Below are 16,287 nucleotides of genomic sequence, written 5' to 3' on the forward strand. Positions count from 1 at the left end.
AAGGTAAAAAGGGGACGTGGCGTAGCGGCCAGGCTAGGGTTGAAAGCTTCGTCCCTGCAGTCGCCCTCAAGAGCACCGGACGCAAAAAAGACCCCCGCCCCCCCTTTTGCCGGCCGCGATTGGTTGAGGCGGAATCAGGCGGCGGTGCGAATGTGGTTAGGGAACTGCAAAAAAATACGTAGCGAATTATTAAATGGTAGTTTTTCGTCCCTGTTATCTAAAAATATAAACTTCTGACGTTGGCACGACTCAAATAGGTTGCTTTCCACTGGCCCTGAGCTTTGGCGAATTTCGATACCGACCCCCTTAACGGTATTTGCTGGAAAATCGGGCAGAGGTTAGATTCGTGCTCACTGATGCATGGGAGCGGTAAATCTGTATGACCTCCGTTTATTTACTTGAGAAAGCCCCAACCTTTTCTAGCTTGGCGTTGAGTGGAGTGAACAATCTCCTCTCCCCAGGCGGTTCGATTTATCGACGACTTGGAGAGGGTGAATCATTGGGAGAGGAATGGGTACGGATTGATGTTGAGCATTACTTTGACGATCCTGACGACTTTGACGAACCCGCAGAGGCCGCCAAGACTCCATTCGTCGATATTACATCGTTGCCTGCATTGAACCTGCTCTTTTTTTCCGAGCGAGCGAAATGTTGTCTTACGGTGTCGCTGGGAAATCGAGTCGAATGGCTTCCTGTTCGTCTGATCGCGGATGACGATACACAGTGTTACTTGATGAACGTACTGCAGGTCATTGATTGTCTCGATGTAGATCATTCCAGCATTGAATGGATTGGAGTTCGCCGTAAACCTACTGGTCGCTCAATCGCAAGCCGTATTCAAGCCTACTCCTTTTTTGAGGAGAAACTAAAGGGCTCGATTTTGTTTCGATTGCCAGAGAGGCCCTTTGCTCACGAAATCTATGTTACGGAAGAGTTTGTCAACAAAGTTCAGGAATGCAAGTTGATTGGCGCAAGCTTCACACAGGTTTGGCCTCCTGAAGATCCCGAAATTGAGCGAAAGAAGTGGCTCGAAAAACGAGCACGAAAGGGCAAGCCGTAGATGTCGTAGGCAGAATATCGAATGATTCTAATTCGGCACGGCTGACGCACACTAACTCTTTCCCAGTCCAAGGATTTCCGCGAGGAAGTTCACGTTCCAGCCCGCCATACGTCTTCGCATGACGACGCTTTCCTTGCTTTTGTGTTGTTTGGTCAGCGACACGGCCATGCGTTTGAGCCACGCCAGATTCTCCGCCGCGATCCGATTTCTCAAGCGACTGTCGTCTTCGCGGAACGTCACGTCGAGCGTCCAGTGGAGCGAATTCTCGATTCCCCAGTGGCCGCGAACGGCGGCGGCGAATTGCTTCGCGTCCGGTTTCAACGAGCTAATATAATATCTCGTATCGCACGTTTCTCGTCCATTCTCTTGGCTGATGCGAATTGCGACGCCGATCGTTTTCAAGCCGCGCCAATCTTCGCCCGCAGGCACTTCGTCCGGCAACTTCAGCTGATAGTAAAACAACTTGTCGAGGCGGCCGTGCCCTTTCGCTTCTTCCGCGTGACGCTCGACCTTCACGCGATCGAAATCATTTTCCAACTGCGTCGTGATGTAGTCGCGGACTTGCTCGTGCAGTCGTTCTTGGTTTCCTTTGAGCGCGAGAACGTAGTCTCCCTTGCCGGCGATAATCTTCTCGGCGACGTCACGTTGGCAGCCTGCCGCGTCGAGCGTGACGATCGCTTTACGAACGTCGATTTGCTCGATTAGTTCGGGAAATACGACGATTTCATTCGACTTGTCAGCAGCCGCCATTTGCCCGAGACTGACGCCTGCCCGGACCGCCCAGGCGCTCACCAAGCAAAGCGGCCCGAGTCCTTTCCCGCGATCATGAGATCGTCGCAACGTCTTGCCGTCGATCGCAATGATCTCGCGGGCATCATCGTCGGTTGTCGCTGCCTGCCGCATCGCAGTCAGCCATTCGTCGAAGCATTGTTGAAACGCACTCGGCTTGAGCAGCGCGAGCAAGCGACCGATCGTGTCGTGCGAAGGAATGCCGCCTGGCAGTTCGAGTGGTAAAAAGGGGACGGCGTTGAATGGCACTGTCAAAATTCAATCTGCGCGTAAGTTGATCTTGGCTTGAGCGGGATTTCTTTTTATACCCGATCAAGCTTGAAGTTATTCAAGTTTTTCGCCCTCCCAGGCGATGTTGTTTACGCCCTCCTTGGTTTCACTTGCCGTGATTCGACCAAGGAGGGTTTTTTTATGGCTGCTTTACCAAATTCTGAATCGCCATGCAGCTCCGATTTTCAAAAGATCACCGACGCTTTCTTGGCGCGTGAGGGATTGCCATTTGCCGATCTCCTCTCGGCCGAGCGGATTGCGGAAGTCTTCGCCAAGCATCGAAACCTGTTCGGCTTGGGGGCCGTTTACAGCACCGCCGTGATGGTCTGGTCGTTTCTTGGTCAAGTGCTGCGCGACGGCAAAGAAGCTTCTTGTCAATCCGCGGTGGCGCGTGTCGTGACGTACTGCATTCAGCGCGGCGAGCAGCCGCCGACCTCAGACACCGGCGACTATTGTCGCGCGCGGGCGAAGCTTTCCGAACAGGCGCTCCACGAACTGGCCGCCGCCATTGCTGCGGACGTGGAGTCGGCCGCTGATCCAAGCTGGCTGTGGAAGGGGATGCACGCCAAGCTGGTCGACGGCTTTACGTTCAACATGCCGGACACGCCAAAGAACCAGGCCGAGTATCCGCAACAGAAAGGGCAGAAACCGGGATGTGGATTTCCCGTTGCCCGCGCGGTTGCGATCGTTTCGCTAGCGACGGCGTGCGTCATGGATGCGGCGATCGGCCCTTACCAAGGAAAGCAGACCGGAGAAACCGCACTGCTGCGTTCGCTGCTTTGGCGGTTCACCAAAGGAGATGTCGCCGTGATGGATCGCTACTACTGCTCCTTCATGATGATCGCGGCGCTCGTTGGCCAGGGAGCTCAGGTCTGCGCTCGCAAGCATCACTTGCGACATAGTGATTTCCGGCGCGGCATGCGATTGGGAAAATACGATCACCAGATCTTGTGGGAACGCCCTCAACGCCCGAAGTGGATGGACGTGGAAACGTACCAGTTAATCCCCCCGACGCTTATCTTGAGAGAGATTCGTTACTGGGTTGTCGAGAAAGGTCGTCGCACGAAATCATTGACGGTTATCACGACGCTGCTGGCTCCTCGCCAATACGACAAGCAATCGATCGCCGACCTCTACGGCTTTCGCTGGAACGCGGAAACGGACATCGGCCACATCAAGACTTCGCTGAACCCGTGGCAGGTACGCTGCAAATCTCCCCAGATGGTTCGCCGTGAACTCTGGGCGACGCTTCTGGCCTACAATCTGATCCGCACGACTGCGGCCGGCGCCGCTTTCGTGCACCAAAAGCTTCCCCGTCAGATCAGCTTTACCAACACCTGCCAATACCTCTTGTCGACTTGGATGCTGACCGCCGCTGGACAGCTGAGCGCTGCAACCTTCTCGCTGCAAATGGAAATCGCGCTCCAGCACATCGCACGCTGCGAGGTCGCCAATCGCCCCGGGCGACAGGAACCACGCGTCCTCAAACGAAGACCGAAGCAGTACGATCTAATGCAAAAGCCGCGAAACGTCCCGCGGACCGAAATCGCTAAAGGATGCACCTGAAGCGACTTACGTTTGACAGTGCCATTCACCATAGTCCCCTTTTCTTTTTCTCGCGCAATTAACCCTTCTCTTCACTGCGCCAGCTCCCCCCACAAGTTTCATGTCTACGCGCCGTTTTATGAGGGTTTGATGAATTGTCGTCAGACTGCGCGAAGAACGATTGTGCGACGGCCATTCGCTTTGTTCTATTGGCCGCGTCGACGCCCAAGCAACCGCCAACAGCGACTCGACATTCCGTTCAACGCAGTTGTTTTTCATCTGTTTCTGAAGAGTTGTTGAAATGAAACTTGATCGTTTGTCCAAAAAGAAGACTGCTCGCCGTGGTTTCACCTTGGTGGAACTGCTTGTTGTCATCGCGATTATCGGCGTGCTCATTGGGCTGCTATTGCCGGCCGTCCAGCAAGCCCGCGAGGCGGCCCGGCGAATGCATTGCCAGAATAACCTGAAGCAGATCGGGCTGGCGCTGCACAACTATCACGATACCTACCAGAGCCTATCCTCCGGCAATCAAGGCTCGGCGCATGCGGATGGCGAGAGTTACAGCGGACATGGCTGGACATGGCACTCCAACATCCTGACATTCCTCGAACAAGGGACGCTCTTCGACGCGATCCAGGGTTCTGACGGGTTTGGCAACGAATCGGGGAGCCAAAACTCTGGGAAACCATTGATAGTGCGTGACACGATCGTTTCCGTGTTCTGGTGTCCTTCCCAGGAAGACGTCACCAATGGTCCTTCGAAGAATGGGTATCAGCCCTCCAATTACAACGGCAACATGGGGACCCGGATCGGGAACGGAAATGACGACTGCGAGTGCACAGGCGTAATGAATCTCGACGAAATGAGGTCGGACCCTTGGGGCTGCATGAATGGAAACGGGATTTTCTACGTCGACAGTAAGACTCGGTTTCGAGATGTGCGTGACGGTCTGACCAACACGATCTTCGTAAGCGAGGTTGTCGACACCGGCGGCGACACCATGGGCCATTATGGGGTCGGCAGCGACCGGCGCGCCATCTTCTCTACCGGGGCTGACGGCAATCCGCCTGTCGAGATGTCGGAATATTTGATCGCCGCTGAAGGCAATGATCCGATCAACGGCGGCTCTGAAGAAGCGGCAGGCAGCTGGCACGCCGGCGGAGCCAATTTCGTCATGGGAGACGGGAGCGTCCGATTTCTTTCGGAAAACATGGACATGGCGACCTACCAGGGGCTCAGCACCCGCTCTGGGGGCGAAGTCCTGGGCGCGTTCTGATCTGAAGCATGTATTGCAAACAAGCCGCGCCGCCGCTCGTGCAGCGGCACGGCTCCTAAGCTGCAAACTGAACATCATTCAAGCTGCATTGCGAGTTGTACAGTGAAGTCAAACCAAGCTGGTCGCCTGGCGGCGGCCTTGTCGGTGATCCTGCTGAGTCTGCCAGGCTGCAGCGCCCCTAGTGATCAGCCGGATCTGGGGCAAGTGAGCGGAACCATCACGCTTGATGGAAATCCGCTCAGCGGAATTGTCGTCGTCTTTCAGCCTGATAACGGCCGTCCGGCCCATGGCCGCACCGATGCGGAGGGGAAGTATGAGCTGACCTACATTCGCAATACCCGGGGGACCAAGATCGGCCACAATCGCGTGGAAATCGCACCGAGCGAAGAAGCGGATGAGCCTGACGACGCGGAACCGGACGCCGAAAGTCCCCAAGTCAAGCGGCGGGGCAAAGCGGGGAAGCCGAAAATTCCAACTCGGTACAACACGCAGAGCGAACTCGAAGCGGACGTGCAGCCGGGCGCAAACACCTTCGATTTTGACCTCTCGTCGCAACGCAGCAGATCCGGCAGGAGGAGATAACGCGGCAAAAAGACCCCCGTCCCAATCCTGTTCGGCACGCTCCCGTGCCCGGCATTGATTCTAGCCAGTCACGACCTCTTTAGGCAATTTCGCGACGCTGGCGAGTCGTGCAAGCGAACGACTCGCTTTTCATCCGCGCAGCATCGACGCGGAGACCGCTTCTACGGCGGACTCTTGGAATTGTCGCTACGATTTTTCCTCTGCGGACGCGGCGGCTTGCTGGCGAATCTTCGCCAGGTGAGCGAGCAACTCTTCTTCATTGGCCAAGCCGGTGAAGTAGTAGCCGATCATCTCGAACGTTCGTTTGCTCGGCTTGCCGCCGACCCACAGGCTCATCAGCAGGCAGGCGATCATCGCGCAGTAGACTTGAAGTTCGATGCCGTTTTTGCTACGGCTGAGTAAGTGCGCACCGCCCATCAGTTGCTTGTAGAAACGGAAGAAGATTTCGACCGTCCAGCGGTACGAATAAAGAATCGCGATGATTTCGGCCGGGGCGAACGGCATGTTCGTCGCGATTCGCAGCACGCCGTCGCTGCTGGGCGCCTTCGATCCTTTCACCTTGCCGCCGGTCCGATTCTTGTGCGGCGTGCACTTCACGCAGACGAGACGAACCAGGTGATCGGGGCGATCCTCCAACTTGCTCGTCTTGCCGAGCAGCACGGTCTGATCGCTCAGCACGCCTGCGGCTCGATCGCCGTCGGTCAGCGGGCGATCTTCGAGCACGTCGTAAGCGGCGTTGTCGCGCAGCCGACAGAGGTAACTGCTGCCGCGTTGATCGATCGCATTGAGCAGTTTGAACTTGGCGTAGCCGCGGTCCATCGCGTAAATTTTATCGGCATCGAGCGAACGCGCGAGCACCGCTCGTTCGTCGTTTTCGCCGCCGCCATCCGGCGTTACGGTGATCGCTTGCGGCGTGAAGCTGGCGACTTCAAAGTGCGTATGCAGTCGCCAATGGACGACGGCCGAACCAGTCGTCTGCTTGAGCAGCGAAGCGGCCATGATCGAAGGCAACGCGTTCACCACACTGCCGTCGACCGCGATCAGTCCTTGGGCGAACTTCGCCGTCTTGGAGTCAAGTTTTCCGGCTTGTACCTGCTCGGCCAACTGCCCGATAATGGCCTTCAGCCGCTCCGGATCGAACAGCCGCGCGCTTTCCGAAAGCGAGCCCAGCGACGCTTTCGCGTTGCCCAGCTTCGCCTGAACCTTCGTGAGTTCGCTCGCCTGCGAAAGCGCCCGCAGACTCGATATGCCAGGGTTCAGAACGTAAAGCAACACCAGCATGCAGTACTGGTCGAAGTGCAGAGTTCGGTTGCCCGCCGTGTCGCGAGCAGTCGCGTCGTCATGCAGCTGGGCTAGCAACGGTCGAAGCTTGGCGAAGTACTTCAGGCCTTGCAGATGGATTGGCTGCTGGTCGTCCGAGTTCTGATTTTGAGAAGGCTTACGCACGATAAAACATCACCGCATCCAAGGTCGAGACAAACGTTCGCCCTGCCAATCTGACAAGACAAAACACAACTCAATCTTGATGCGCAAATCGCGTGCCGAACAGGATTGCCCCCGTCCCCTTTTTTCGGCCCACACCGCTTGCAGCGCATGAATCACCACTCGCTCTCCTTCTGCACTAGCAGAGGTACGCTGTTGCCCCAGCCAATACATCCCCTGCTGCTGCATCTTCTCCGGCGTGAAGCCGCTGACAATTTCCGCCCAAGCTACCGGAAGGCTGGTGACCTGAACCGACGCTTGGTGCGGTAGGCATTCCCAACCGGTGAAGCTTTGGCTGCGGAGATAGCAGGCGGGGACTTGGATGGACAAAGGACCGATCGTTTGCGTGGGATTGATAGGAGAGTCTCCCGAGGATGAGCACTGAAATTATTGGAATGGGGGTGGGTAAATGGGCAAATACTCTATCGATCGGTGTACAAAAACACGACTTTAGATCCTCAAATGGCTTGAACTACGGTATGATCGGGATCGCGATCGAAGTCATCCCCCCAGGATCGCAAAAGCTTTCCCCGCAGAGGCTACTTAACAGCTTAAAGAGGGGAGATTGGCTGAAAAGGGCCGCTGGCACCCAAGCATCACCTGTTTGTCAGTACCAACCAGTCGACTAGGTCTGTTTTCCCCAGCGTGTTGCCCCCATGTGACTGAATCGCGTTCTTCCTTTGGACCATTAAAATAAGCGGAGCCTGGTGGTAATGCCTCCTAATTAGCCTCTACACCATTTCTTGGGCAATTGTGGCGATTCTATCTAATTGCCACTGCGCCTCTTGTTCGGCAGCACGATTCGCTTGTTGTGCAATGCCCGGACGGTCAGAGAAATTGTTCTTGTAATGTTTTATGATTTCATGGCGAATACTCCTGGCCAATTCCTTGACCGTTAATTGGCTCCGGTCAGTGACCATATATCCCGCCTCCTTCAATTGTCGTTTACAGCAGCAAACTAAAGTATCTAAAACGATGCATCCAAGCTCCCGAGAAAGAATTGCCTCACCGCTTCCTCGCGGAACAACAGCGACATCCGCATGCAAGAATGCATCGCAAGATTTGCTGACGACATCGAATAAGTTGCGACCATTAAAAAAACCACGCATTAGTGTAATTACAGCAAGGGCATCATGCTGTAAAGGATTCTGTGATCCAATCACAAGAATGCCATGTTCGGCAAAATCACACGACAGTATATTTACAATATCTCCCGATACCTTATTGAGTACGTCATTCAGAATAGGCACAGGAGAACTTGCTCGCGCATAACGATTCTGTGCCTCTTCAATTACCTGGGGTAAAGTCTTCATTCGATTGTCACGTTCGGTTTAGGGAAACGCATTGCGCCCCTGAGAAAATAGTTTCAATAGTTCGTCTGTTGTTCCAGATTCTTTGATTAATTGTCCAAGTCCGAAGATTTTTTTTGCTGCTTCTGAATTGGCTAGCTGTCCGCCAGCCCCCCCTCCGCCCATTTTTAAATCAACCAGGAATCCGAGACTTTCTTTACCCTTTCTTGTCGGATCAATAACGAGAAAATCGCCTAGACTTGCTTTTTGGTTTGTCCGGTAGATTTGCAAATTTGGCTTAGCATCACGAAGTCTCGTAACAAAGTTCAATTCGTGTCCACTTATGCGGAATACGCGATTATCAACAACATTATCAGCCAGTTGCCGTGACCGTTTTAAGCGGACAAAATCGGCGGCCGAGCATGTATTGTGGACGATGGAACCGAGGCTACCAACGCGATAGACGTGCTCGTTCGTCTCCAGGTTATATAGAAAGCCGGCATACTGAACTGACTTGATCTCCACAACTCTTCTTGTACCGGAGAGCGTGTCAAGCATCTCACCGGCACGGAGATTGCTTACTTCGACAAACTTTTTACGATCGGACGACCAATAGGCATGATTGGCAGTGACTGTAGTTGGTTCAAATTGCCCCTCAACGCTTAACAGAATAACGTTACTGTTCTTGTCAGCCTCATGCCGAAAAGTTCCCGTGACAACAGTGCCTAGCCCAGACGGAACCTTAGGGCAGTTCGCGACCTCGACAACCTCGGCGTCACCGACTGCTCCCATCTCATGCAATTCTAAATAAATCGATCGGCCCGGTTTCGCTCCTGCCGCTTCGATCCAATCAAGCGGACGCAATAGTTCAATCCAAAGCTGGCCACCGCCATCTTTCTCCATTCGCAGAGAAATTCGCCGCCAAGTCTCCGGGTCAGGCTCAAGTTCTTCGACCTGCTCACGCAACGGATTTTTCCCGGCGACACGTTGCCCCAGTTTGATTTGCGAGATCGGCGTGGCGACTTGTTCCGGTAGGCGACTGACCGAATTGTTCGCTGGAGCAGGCGCCGCCGCCCCAGGAAGATTCCACGCGAATCCGAGCGTCGCCGCGATCAACAGGCAGAACAGCAGCCAAGTTTTCGCCAGCCAGCCGAAGCGGTTAGATTTACTGTTCAGATCGATCATGTCGCGGTCCTCTTTGGCTTGGATTAGGTCTTTCGGTTCTTCGGCAGGAAGCAATCTATGTGGAGGAGGTGGGCCGATTGCCGTTTGAGTCTTCTGCAGTTCGGCGTCTGGCGACTTGTCGACGCTCTTATTGGAACATGATTCTGCAGGGCTGGGCAATAGTTCGACCGGAGCCGAGGTGCGTCTTGTCAGCAGTTCACGACTAAGTAGCGTTACATCCGATTCGATCGGCCGCGAATGCGAATCGGGCTCCGCCAGATCGCAGCCCTCCTCGGCCTCTGGTTCGTAGCCGTCCTCGAAATCCTCCTCCCACTCGTCCGCTTCAAAGAGTCGGTCAACTGCGATTGTTTCGCCTTCCTCTTTTCGCCGACGGCGTCGCTCCAGCGAATGGAGTCCCACCCAGCCGACAACGCCGAGTCCAACCCAATAGACCGCCGACGAGTTCCAGCCGAGTCCGCTGTCGGCTTCCTCGGGATCGGGGATCAGCCCGACCACCGCGACCGCCGAGGCGTTTTGCTGGTCGACGTAAGCGATCACCACCGTATCGCCGCTAAAGCACATGGGGACGCCGGTCAGCTTTTTGCCGACCCAACAAGCCTGCGACGAGATGGTTTGGGCGACGCGCGAGTTGCCGCCGATTCGCTTGGCGGTTTGCTGGACAATATCCACACTATTTCCGACCAGCTTGGTGCCGGTCTTGGCCGCCGCTCCGGCCGCTTTGTTCGCAAACTTGGCGGCGCCTTCGATGGCGTTGACGGCCTTGCCAACCCCTGCCAGGGCCGAACCTGCTTTCGCTGCTTTCGCCGCAGCCGCAGTATACTTTGCGGCTTGCCCGAGGAGAGGAACTGCCCCCGCAAAGCTTAGGCCTGCTTCGACGTAGTTACGATTGTAGAGGTGGATAAAGCCATTGATGCCATCCGCAACGTTTCCGACAGGGCCAGGAATAAAGCCTGCAGCATCCAGGCCAAATTGCACCCAGCCTAGCCAATCGACGGGCTCACCTTCAGAAGGGGTCGGGGAGGCGACTTGCGTCTCTGGGTAAGAGGTCGTTTGCGGGTTCGAGGTCACGCTATTGGGCGTATTTCCAGTACCTTGAAAATCGCTATAGGAATGAGAGCGAAAGATATTGCCGGAGCCAAAACTGTCCGTGACGATCGTACCACTGGAAGTTGTCCCGCTGGAACTCGTTTCGTCAAAAGTCCCATCATCCTTGAAGGTGGTGGTGTTCTCCTGCGTGTGGGTTCCGCTAAAGGAATATCCACCGTCACTATCTGCGGCACTCGCAGTTTCTGTGTATTGCGAACTGGAATAGCTGATAGTGGACTCTTGGTACTCCCCACCGGTGTCGTCTAGATCTTGATTGCTGTCAATATCGGAAGAGGCGCTCGTCGAATAACTATTGGTGCTGGATTGCGTCACTGTAGTAGTGTATTCCATAGCACCGGTTTCGGTCTTCTCGGGGATACTGTCGTAAATCTCGACCAACATTTGCAGGTAGTCTTGATTGCCTCCCCCTTCGCCGGAAATGGTGTGTGAACCCGTCACCGTGTAGGTCGAGTCGGTGTCCTTCTGGGAATAGCTCCCACTCGCCGAACCTTCGCCAGCGATCTCCTGCGTATAGCTCCCTGATTCTTTATAGGAGGAATTATATTGTTGATCCTCTATCTCGGAAAAAGAGATCTCCACTTCGTTGGTTGCTCGACCGTTGCTATATGAATTGCTAAAGCTGCTGCTGGTATCATGGCGATACTCATGACTACTTGGCTAATAAAAAGGGGGCGGGGGTGAATGGCACGAGCTTAACTCTAAGCCGCTGTTGCGTAACGATTTCGAGGCGTTTGCATTAGTTTATACGCTTTCGGCCGCCGTTTAAGTTCTCGTGGTTCATTCCGGTCAGGGCGAGCGCCGACTTCCAGTTGGCGGATCGTTTGCAAGAGGTTTTCCCACTGGGACTCTTGTTGCTTCGTGTTCCAGCGGAGTGCGGCGGCGAACTCTTCGATCGCTTGCATCGCTCCGGTAAAGCTGAGCCGCCACGGAGGCAGGCGAAATTTCAACGCCGTCGCCAGCATCGCGGCCCGCACCAGATTGTAGCCGATCATGTGGCAGTGAAGTTCCTTCACAACCATCGCCGGACTTTTGCAGCGGAGGTGGTCCATTTGCATTTGCGTTTTCAAGCTCCGGATATGCAACTCCGCTTGCCAGCGGCGACGATACAAATCGGCCAAGTCTTCCGCTCGATAAACGTCAGCCTGTAGCAGCGTCGTCGCCAACGTGATTTGACGCGTCCGAAATCCGCGCTGCGTGACTTGATATCGCAAGTGACGTACGAGAATCGACGACGGGTAGCTTTCATATTCCCGCTGCGTCATCCACGTCGGCCGCTGCGGCTTCGAATAGCTCACGACCTGATCGCAGTCCCCTTGGCGCAAGCCTCGGCGAAAGTCGATTTTGCGAAGATGGTGCGCGCGAGCCACGATATCGATCCCGCGCAGTTCCGATAAAGCGAGCAGCCAGAAGCTGGCGTAGTAACGATCGGCGAGCACGATTTCTCCCGAGTGAAACTGCGACAAGAGCGTTCGCAACAGTGACGTCTCGCCTGTCTCCTTGCCGGCGTAACGTCCCATCGCAAACATCGTCGCCGCGCCGGTCGCTAACGAAAAGAGATGCACGATCCGCGTCAAGGGGAAGCCGCAGCCAGGCTTCTGGCTTTTCATTTGCGGATAGGCGGTTTGATTCGCGCGGGTGTCAGCCATCGTGACGGTCGTGCCGTCGACGATGACCACTTCGCGTCCCTGGAACCGCCAATCGCCGACGCCAGCTTCATCGCACTTTCGCGCCGTCCAAGCGAGCAGTCGTTGAAACAATGCAATCGGCAAGCGGCGCCGCGCTTGGCAATAGGAAGTGGTGTCGCCGCTGCAGCGCGGCAGCCCCTGCGCCATTCGCCAGGCGTTGAGACGAGTGACGACTTGCTGACAACTATGATCGGCTGACAGCGTCTGCATGACGAACATCCACACGACGACCATCGGCGAATAGATGCGCTGCCGAAACGAGAAGCCGATCTCTTGACAGATCGCGGTGACAACGCCGTTGGGCAGCAGCAACTCGCTGACGAAGATCGAAACGTTACGGAACTTGCTTTGAACTTCCTGCGGCGAAGCGTTAAACTGATCAGACACGGCGGGGCCTCCTGAAACGGCGATTGTTACACCACCAATTCAGCGAAGCTCCGCCGTCTTTTCAAATCATCTCGCTAAGTTGCAGTGACGAGCACCTGCTGTCGCAAGATCTTGCGACAGCACCTTTCGACGGTTACCGCATCCTGGGGCGGAGGCTTTAAGCTCGTGCCATTCGGGGCGGGGGTCATTTCCAGGTTTTCATTTGTCGCGGTCACACTGGAAAACCCCCGACACGCGATCAATGACCCCCGTCCCGAATGGCACTGTCAAAATCCCCTCGGCGCATAATCTGACCTTGCCTGGAACCCGATTTCTTTTTATATCCGGTCAGGCTTGAAGCGATTCAAGTTTTTCGCCCTCCAAGGCGATGTTTTTAATGCCCTCCTTGGTTTCACTCGCGGTGAATCGGCCAAGGAGGGTTTTCTCATGGCTGCTATAGCAAATTCCGGCTCGTCCGGCTGCTCCGATTTTCAGAAGATCGCCGACGCTTTTCTCGGACGCGAGGGGTTGCCGTTCGCTGACGTTCTTTCGCCCGAACGGATCGCGGAAGTTTTCGCCAAGCATCGAAATCTTTTCGGCTTGCGGACCGTCTATTCGACTGCGGTGATGGTCTGGTCGTTCCTCGGTCAGGTGCTCCGCGATGGGAAAGAAGCCTCTTGTCAATCAGCGGTCGCGCGCATTGCGACCTACTGCATTCAGCGTGGTGAGCGGCCGCCGACCTCAGACACCGGCGACTATTGTCGCGCTCGGGCGAAGCTGTCCGAGCATGCGTTGCACGAACTGACCACTGCCATCGCAGAAGACGTTGAGTCAGCCGCCGATCGGGCTTGGCTGTGGAAAGGGATGCACGCCAAACTGGTCGACGGCTTCACGTTCAACATGCCTGACACGGCGAAGAATCAAGCCGAATATCCGCAGCAGCAAGGGCAGAAGCCAGGCTGCGGATTCCCGGTCGCCCGGGCGGTTGCGGTTCTTTCGCTGGCGACCGCCTGCATCTTGGACGTGGCGATCGCCCCCTATCAAGGAAAGCAGACCGGCGAAACGGCGTTGCTCCGTTCGCTGTTTGGGCAGTTCCGCAAAGGGGATGTCGCCGTGATGGATCGCTACCACTGCTCCTTTATGATGATCGCGGCGCTGCTGAGCCAAGGCGTCCCGGTCTGCGCTCGCAAGCATCACTTGCGGCATAGCGACTTCCGTCGCGGCGTACGACTTGGCAAATACGATCATCTGATCTTGTGGGAACGTCCGCAGCGGCCGACGTGGATGGATGTCGAAACGTACCAGTCGATCCCGCCGACACTTACCTTGCGAGAGATTCGCTACTCGGTTGTCGAGAAAGGACGCCGCACCAAGTCGCTGATGGTGATCACGACGCTGCTCGATCCCGATCAGTACGACAAACAATCGATCGCCGACTTGTACGGCTTTCGCTGGAATGCGGAAACCGACATTGGCCATATCAAGACATCGCTCAACCTGTGGCACGTGCGCTGCAAGTCGCCGGCGATGGTTCGCCGCGAACTGTGGGCGACGCTGTTGGCGTATAATCTGATTCGCACGACCGCCGCCGGGGCGGCGCTAGTTCACCAGAAGCTGCCGCGTCAAATCAGCTTCACCAGCGTCTGCCAATACATCTTGTCAGCCTGGATGCTGACGGCCGCCGGTCAGATCGACCAGCGGCAATTCGCCCAGCAAATCAAGCTCGCGTTTCAGCACATCGCCAACTGCGAAGTCGCCAACCGCCCCGGCCGCTTGGAACCGCGGGTGCTAAAACGAAGACCAAAGCAATACACGCTGATGCAAAAGCCGCGAAAGGAATTGAGGAAGGAACTTGCTAAACGATGTACGTAGAATGAGTTAGGGATGACAGTGCCATTCACCATAGTCCCCTTTTAGTTTTAGAAGTAGTCCGGCGCCCAACCCCCCCCTAAAAATCTCCCCCAATCGAGGTTGACTCGCCGCCCTCTTGTAGTATAAATTTGTACAGTTATCCGGGCGTCGGTTCGGCTCTGCTTTTCGGCGTGTTTTCTGGCGCCTACGGGATGCGTCGGGATCAGTTCGCGGGGGCGTTTGGCCGGGGATAGGGCTAAGCGTCAGGGGAGGGAATTGAGATGTCGATGGTCTTAATCGAGTCTGCTTCCAATCCAACCAACCAAATAATATCGGATGAAGCGTGTTCGCCGTTGCTGGGGTTGGATGTTGCAAATCAAGGGGGCAATCACCACAAGCCGGGGGACTTGGCTGCTTCCGGTTCGGAAGTGGATCGGTCCCCGAACCAAGCGGAGGAACCTTTGGAGGGGCTGACCACGGCCCAGTTAATGGCGCGGCAAGCGCCGCGGGCCTGGTTGTTGCCGGGGATGCTGGCTCGGCATGAGGCGGCGGTGATTTTGGGCCCCAGCAAATGCATGAAGACCTCACTGGCGGTCGATCTGTGCGGCGCGCTCGCGAGCGGCGGCAAGTTTTTGGGCCAGTTCGCGGCGGAGCGGGCGTTTCGCGTCGGCTTTGTCGGTGGTGAAGGGGCCGAGCAGGTGGTGACCGACCTTGCGCCGCGCTGGAGCACCGCGGCGCAAGTCGACTTGTCGACGCTGGATCGACTGGTTTGGGGGCTGAACATGGCTGAGCTTGGCGATCCGGTGAATTTGCGGCGGCTAACCGCTTGGATCGAGCGACACCAGTTGGAAGTGGTGTTGATCGATGCGGCCGATTTCTCGACCGCGACGCCGCGAGCCCAGGCCCGGCAACTACGCGAGTTGGTTCGCTGCTGTTTAGAAGCCGGCGCCACGCCGATTCTCTGTTGCCCAACGCGAAAAGAGTTGCCGCCGCGGGCATTAAGCGCCGCCGATCTGGCCAGCGCCGCGTGCCACGCCGTTGCGCGGCAATGGCTGCTGGTCAATCGCCGGCAAGCGTTTGAGCCGGGAAGCGGGCGACACCAGTTGTGGTTGACGCTAGGCGGCGCGGGGCAAAGCCGCTTGTGGGGCGTCGACATTGACGAAGGTCAAGAGACCGAACAGGCAGGGCGCAAGTGGGAAGTGCTGCTGCGCGACGTGCCGGCCATCGAAGAAGAAACGGCTCAGTTGGCCGCCAAAGCGCAGGCCGATCACTTGCGTTGGAAACTGCGGGGAGCGATGTCGCAAATTGATCCAGCTCAGGCGACCAAGCTGAAGATCCGCGAGCAGAGCGGGATGAGCGGCGCCAAGTTCGGCCCGACTTGGCAGCGTCTGGTCGACGCCGGTGAAATCCGACTCGCTTCGAATAGCGATCCCCACATGCGCCAGTGGGAGCCCCGCTATCGCCTGGTCGATCTAGCGGAATGCAACGATCGCGATTCGGCCGAGTTCGACCCGCTCGACGATACCTTCCTCACTATGACGACCGCCGAACTACTGGGCTACGCCGAAAAAGCAACGCCGCCGAGTCCAGACCAGCACGCCGACCAGCCGAGCTGTTCGTCGAGCGAAGCAGCGGAAATCGCCCCGCGCCACGATCGCCTGCCGACGCCCGAAAATAGGTCTCGCGAGAGTCCACTCGAAAAAAATTCGCAGGCAAGTCCAGTCCACTCCCCCCGCAAGGCGCGGAAACGACGCGCGAAAGTGCGAAGGCGGAGAAGGTGAAGCAGCGACGATTGTTGCC

11 protein-coding genes and 1 pseudogene are annotated in these 16,287 nt (G+C 56.2%); 6 read left to right on the forward strand and 6 right to left on the reverse strand.

What is annotated here, in order from left to right; genetic code table 11:
- Positions 1–379 precede the first annotated feature (379 nt).
- Positions 380–1,060, forward strand: a complete 681-nt coding sequence (locus M4951_RS17490) for an imm11 family protein (protein ID WP_262022929.1) — start codon at positions 380–382, stop codon at positions 1,058–1,060.
- 51 nt (positions 1,061–1,111) lie between these two features.
- Here the strand turns inward: M4951_RS17490 and M4951_RS17495 are convergent.
- A pseudogene (locus tag M4951_RS17495) lies at positions 1,112–2,068 on the reverse strand (ISAs1 family transposase); the annotation flags it as partial.
- 192 nt (positions 2,069–2,260) lie between these two features.
- On the opposite strand from M4951_RS17495, the gene M4951_RS17500 reads away from it, so the two are divergent.
- The 3 genes from M4951_RS17500 to M4951_RS17510 all read left to right on the forward strand — a co-directional run bounded on the left by M4951_RS17500 (position 2,261) and on the right by M4951_RS17510 (position 5,522).
- Positions 2,261–3,685 (forward strand): IS4 family transposase, encoded by a 1,425-nt coding sequence (locus tag M4951_RS17500; protein WP_262022930.1) that lies wholly within the window; start codon positions 2,261–2,263, stop codon positions 3,683–3,685.
- A 280-nt stretch (positions 3,686–3,965) separates the two neighbouring features.
- Positions 3,966–4,940, forward strand: coding sequence for a DUF1559 domain-containing protein (locus tag M4951_RS17505; protein ID WP_262022931.1), 975 nt, complete (start codon positions 3,966–3,968; stop codon positions 4,938–4,940).
- A gap of 102 nt (positions 4,941–5,042) precedes the next feature.
- On the forward strand, positions 5,043–5,522 hold the full coding sequence (locus M4951_RS17510; RefSeq protein WP_262022932.1) for an Ig-like domain-containing protein: 480 nt from the start codon (positions 5,043–5,045) through the stop codon (positions 5,520–5,522).
- Between the two features lie 186 nt (positions 5,523–5,708).
- On the opposite strand, the gene M4951_RS17515 is transcribed toward M4951_RS17510, so the two are convergent.
- The 5 genes from M4951_RS17515 to M4951_RS17535 form a co-directional block, all read right to left on the reverse strand.
- On the reverse strand, positions 5,709–6,968 hold the full coding sequence (locus M4951_RS17515) for an IS4 family transposase (RefSeq protein WP_410050399.1): 1,260 nt from the start codon (positions 6,966–6,968) through the stop codon (positions 5,709–5,711).
- 9 nt (positions 6,969–6,977) lie between these two features.
- Entirely contained in the window at positions 6,978–7,334 is a 357-nt protein-coding gene (locus M4951_RS17520; protein ID WP_262022933.1) for a hypothetical protein, read from the reverse strand.
- Between the two features lie 401 nt (positions 7,335–7,735).
- A complete protein-coding gene (locus M4951_RS17525) occupies positions 7,736–8,317 on the reverse strand; it encodes a hypothetical protein (RefSeq protein ID WP_262022934.1) in 582 nt (193 codons plus the stop codon).
- Positions 8,318–8,335: 18 nt separating this feature from the next.
- Positions 8,336–11,023 carry a hypothetical protein gene (locus M4951_RS17530; RefSeq protein WP_262022935.1) on the reverse strand — a complete coding sequence of 896 codons (2,688 nt, stop codon included), beginning with the start codon at positions 11,021–11,023 and terminating at the stop codon, positions 8,336–8,338.
- A 260-nt stretch (positions 11,024–11,283) separates the two neighbouring features.
- On the reverse strand, positions 11,284–12,657 hold the full coding sequence (locus tag M4951_RS17535; RefSeq protein WP_262022734.1) for an IS4 family transposase: 1,374 nt from the start codon (positions 12,655–12,657) through the stop codon (positions 11,284–11,286).
- 426 nt (positions 12,658–13,083) lie between these two features.
- Here M4951_RS17535 and M4951_RS17540 point away from each other — a divergent pair, with 426 nt between their 5' ends.
- Together M4951_RS17540 and M4951_RS17545 are read left to right on the forward strand one after the other, a co-directional pair.
- Positions 13,084–14,508, forward strand: coding sequence for an IS4 family transposase (locus M4951_RS17540; protein ID WP_262022936.1), 1,425 nt, complete (start codon positions 13,084–13,086; stop codon positions 14,506–14,508).
- Positions 14,509–14,768: 260 nt separating this feature from the next.
- Positions 14,769–16,268, forward strand: a complete 1,500-nt coding sequence (locus M4951_RS17545) for an AAA family ATPase (RefSeq protein WP_262022937.1) — start codon at positions 14,769–14,771, stop codon at positions 16,266–16,268.
- Positions 16,269–16,287: the final 19 nt, after the last annotated feature.

It is taken from the genome of Blastopirellula sp. J2-11, assembly GCF_024584705.1.
Lineage (GTDB): Bacteria > Planctomycetota > Planctomycetia > Pirellulales > Pirellulaceae > Blastopirellula.

What these genes read in the sequence shown, in the direction of transcription:
- M4951_RS17500 (WP_262022930.1), top strand. Translation starts at nt 2,261, where the DNA reads ATGGCTGCTTTACCAAATTCTGAATCGCCATGCAGCTCCGATTTTCAA.
- M4951_RS17505 (WP_262022931.1), top strand. Translation starts at nt 3,966, where the DNA reads ATGAAACTTGATCGTTTGTCCAAAAAGAAGACTGCTCGCCGTGGTTTC.
- M4951_RS17545 (WP_262022937.1), top strand. Translation starts at nt 14,769, where the DNA reads ATGTCGATGGTCTTAATCGAGTCTGCTTCCAATCCAACCAACCAAATA.
- M4951_RS17540 (WP_262022936.1), top strand. Translation starts at nt 13,084, where the DNA reads ATGGCTGCTATAGCAAATTCCGGCTCGTCCGGCTGCTCCGATTTTCAG.
- M4951_RS17490 (WP_262022929.1), top strand. Translation starts at nt 380, where the DNA reads ATGACCTCCGTTTATTTACTTGAGAAAGCCCCAACCTTTTCTAGCTTG.
- M4951_RS17525 (WP_262022934.1), bottom strand. Translation starts at nt 8,317, where the DNA reads ATGAAGACTTTACCCCAGGTAATTGAAGAGGCACAGAATCGTTATGCG.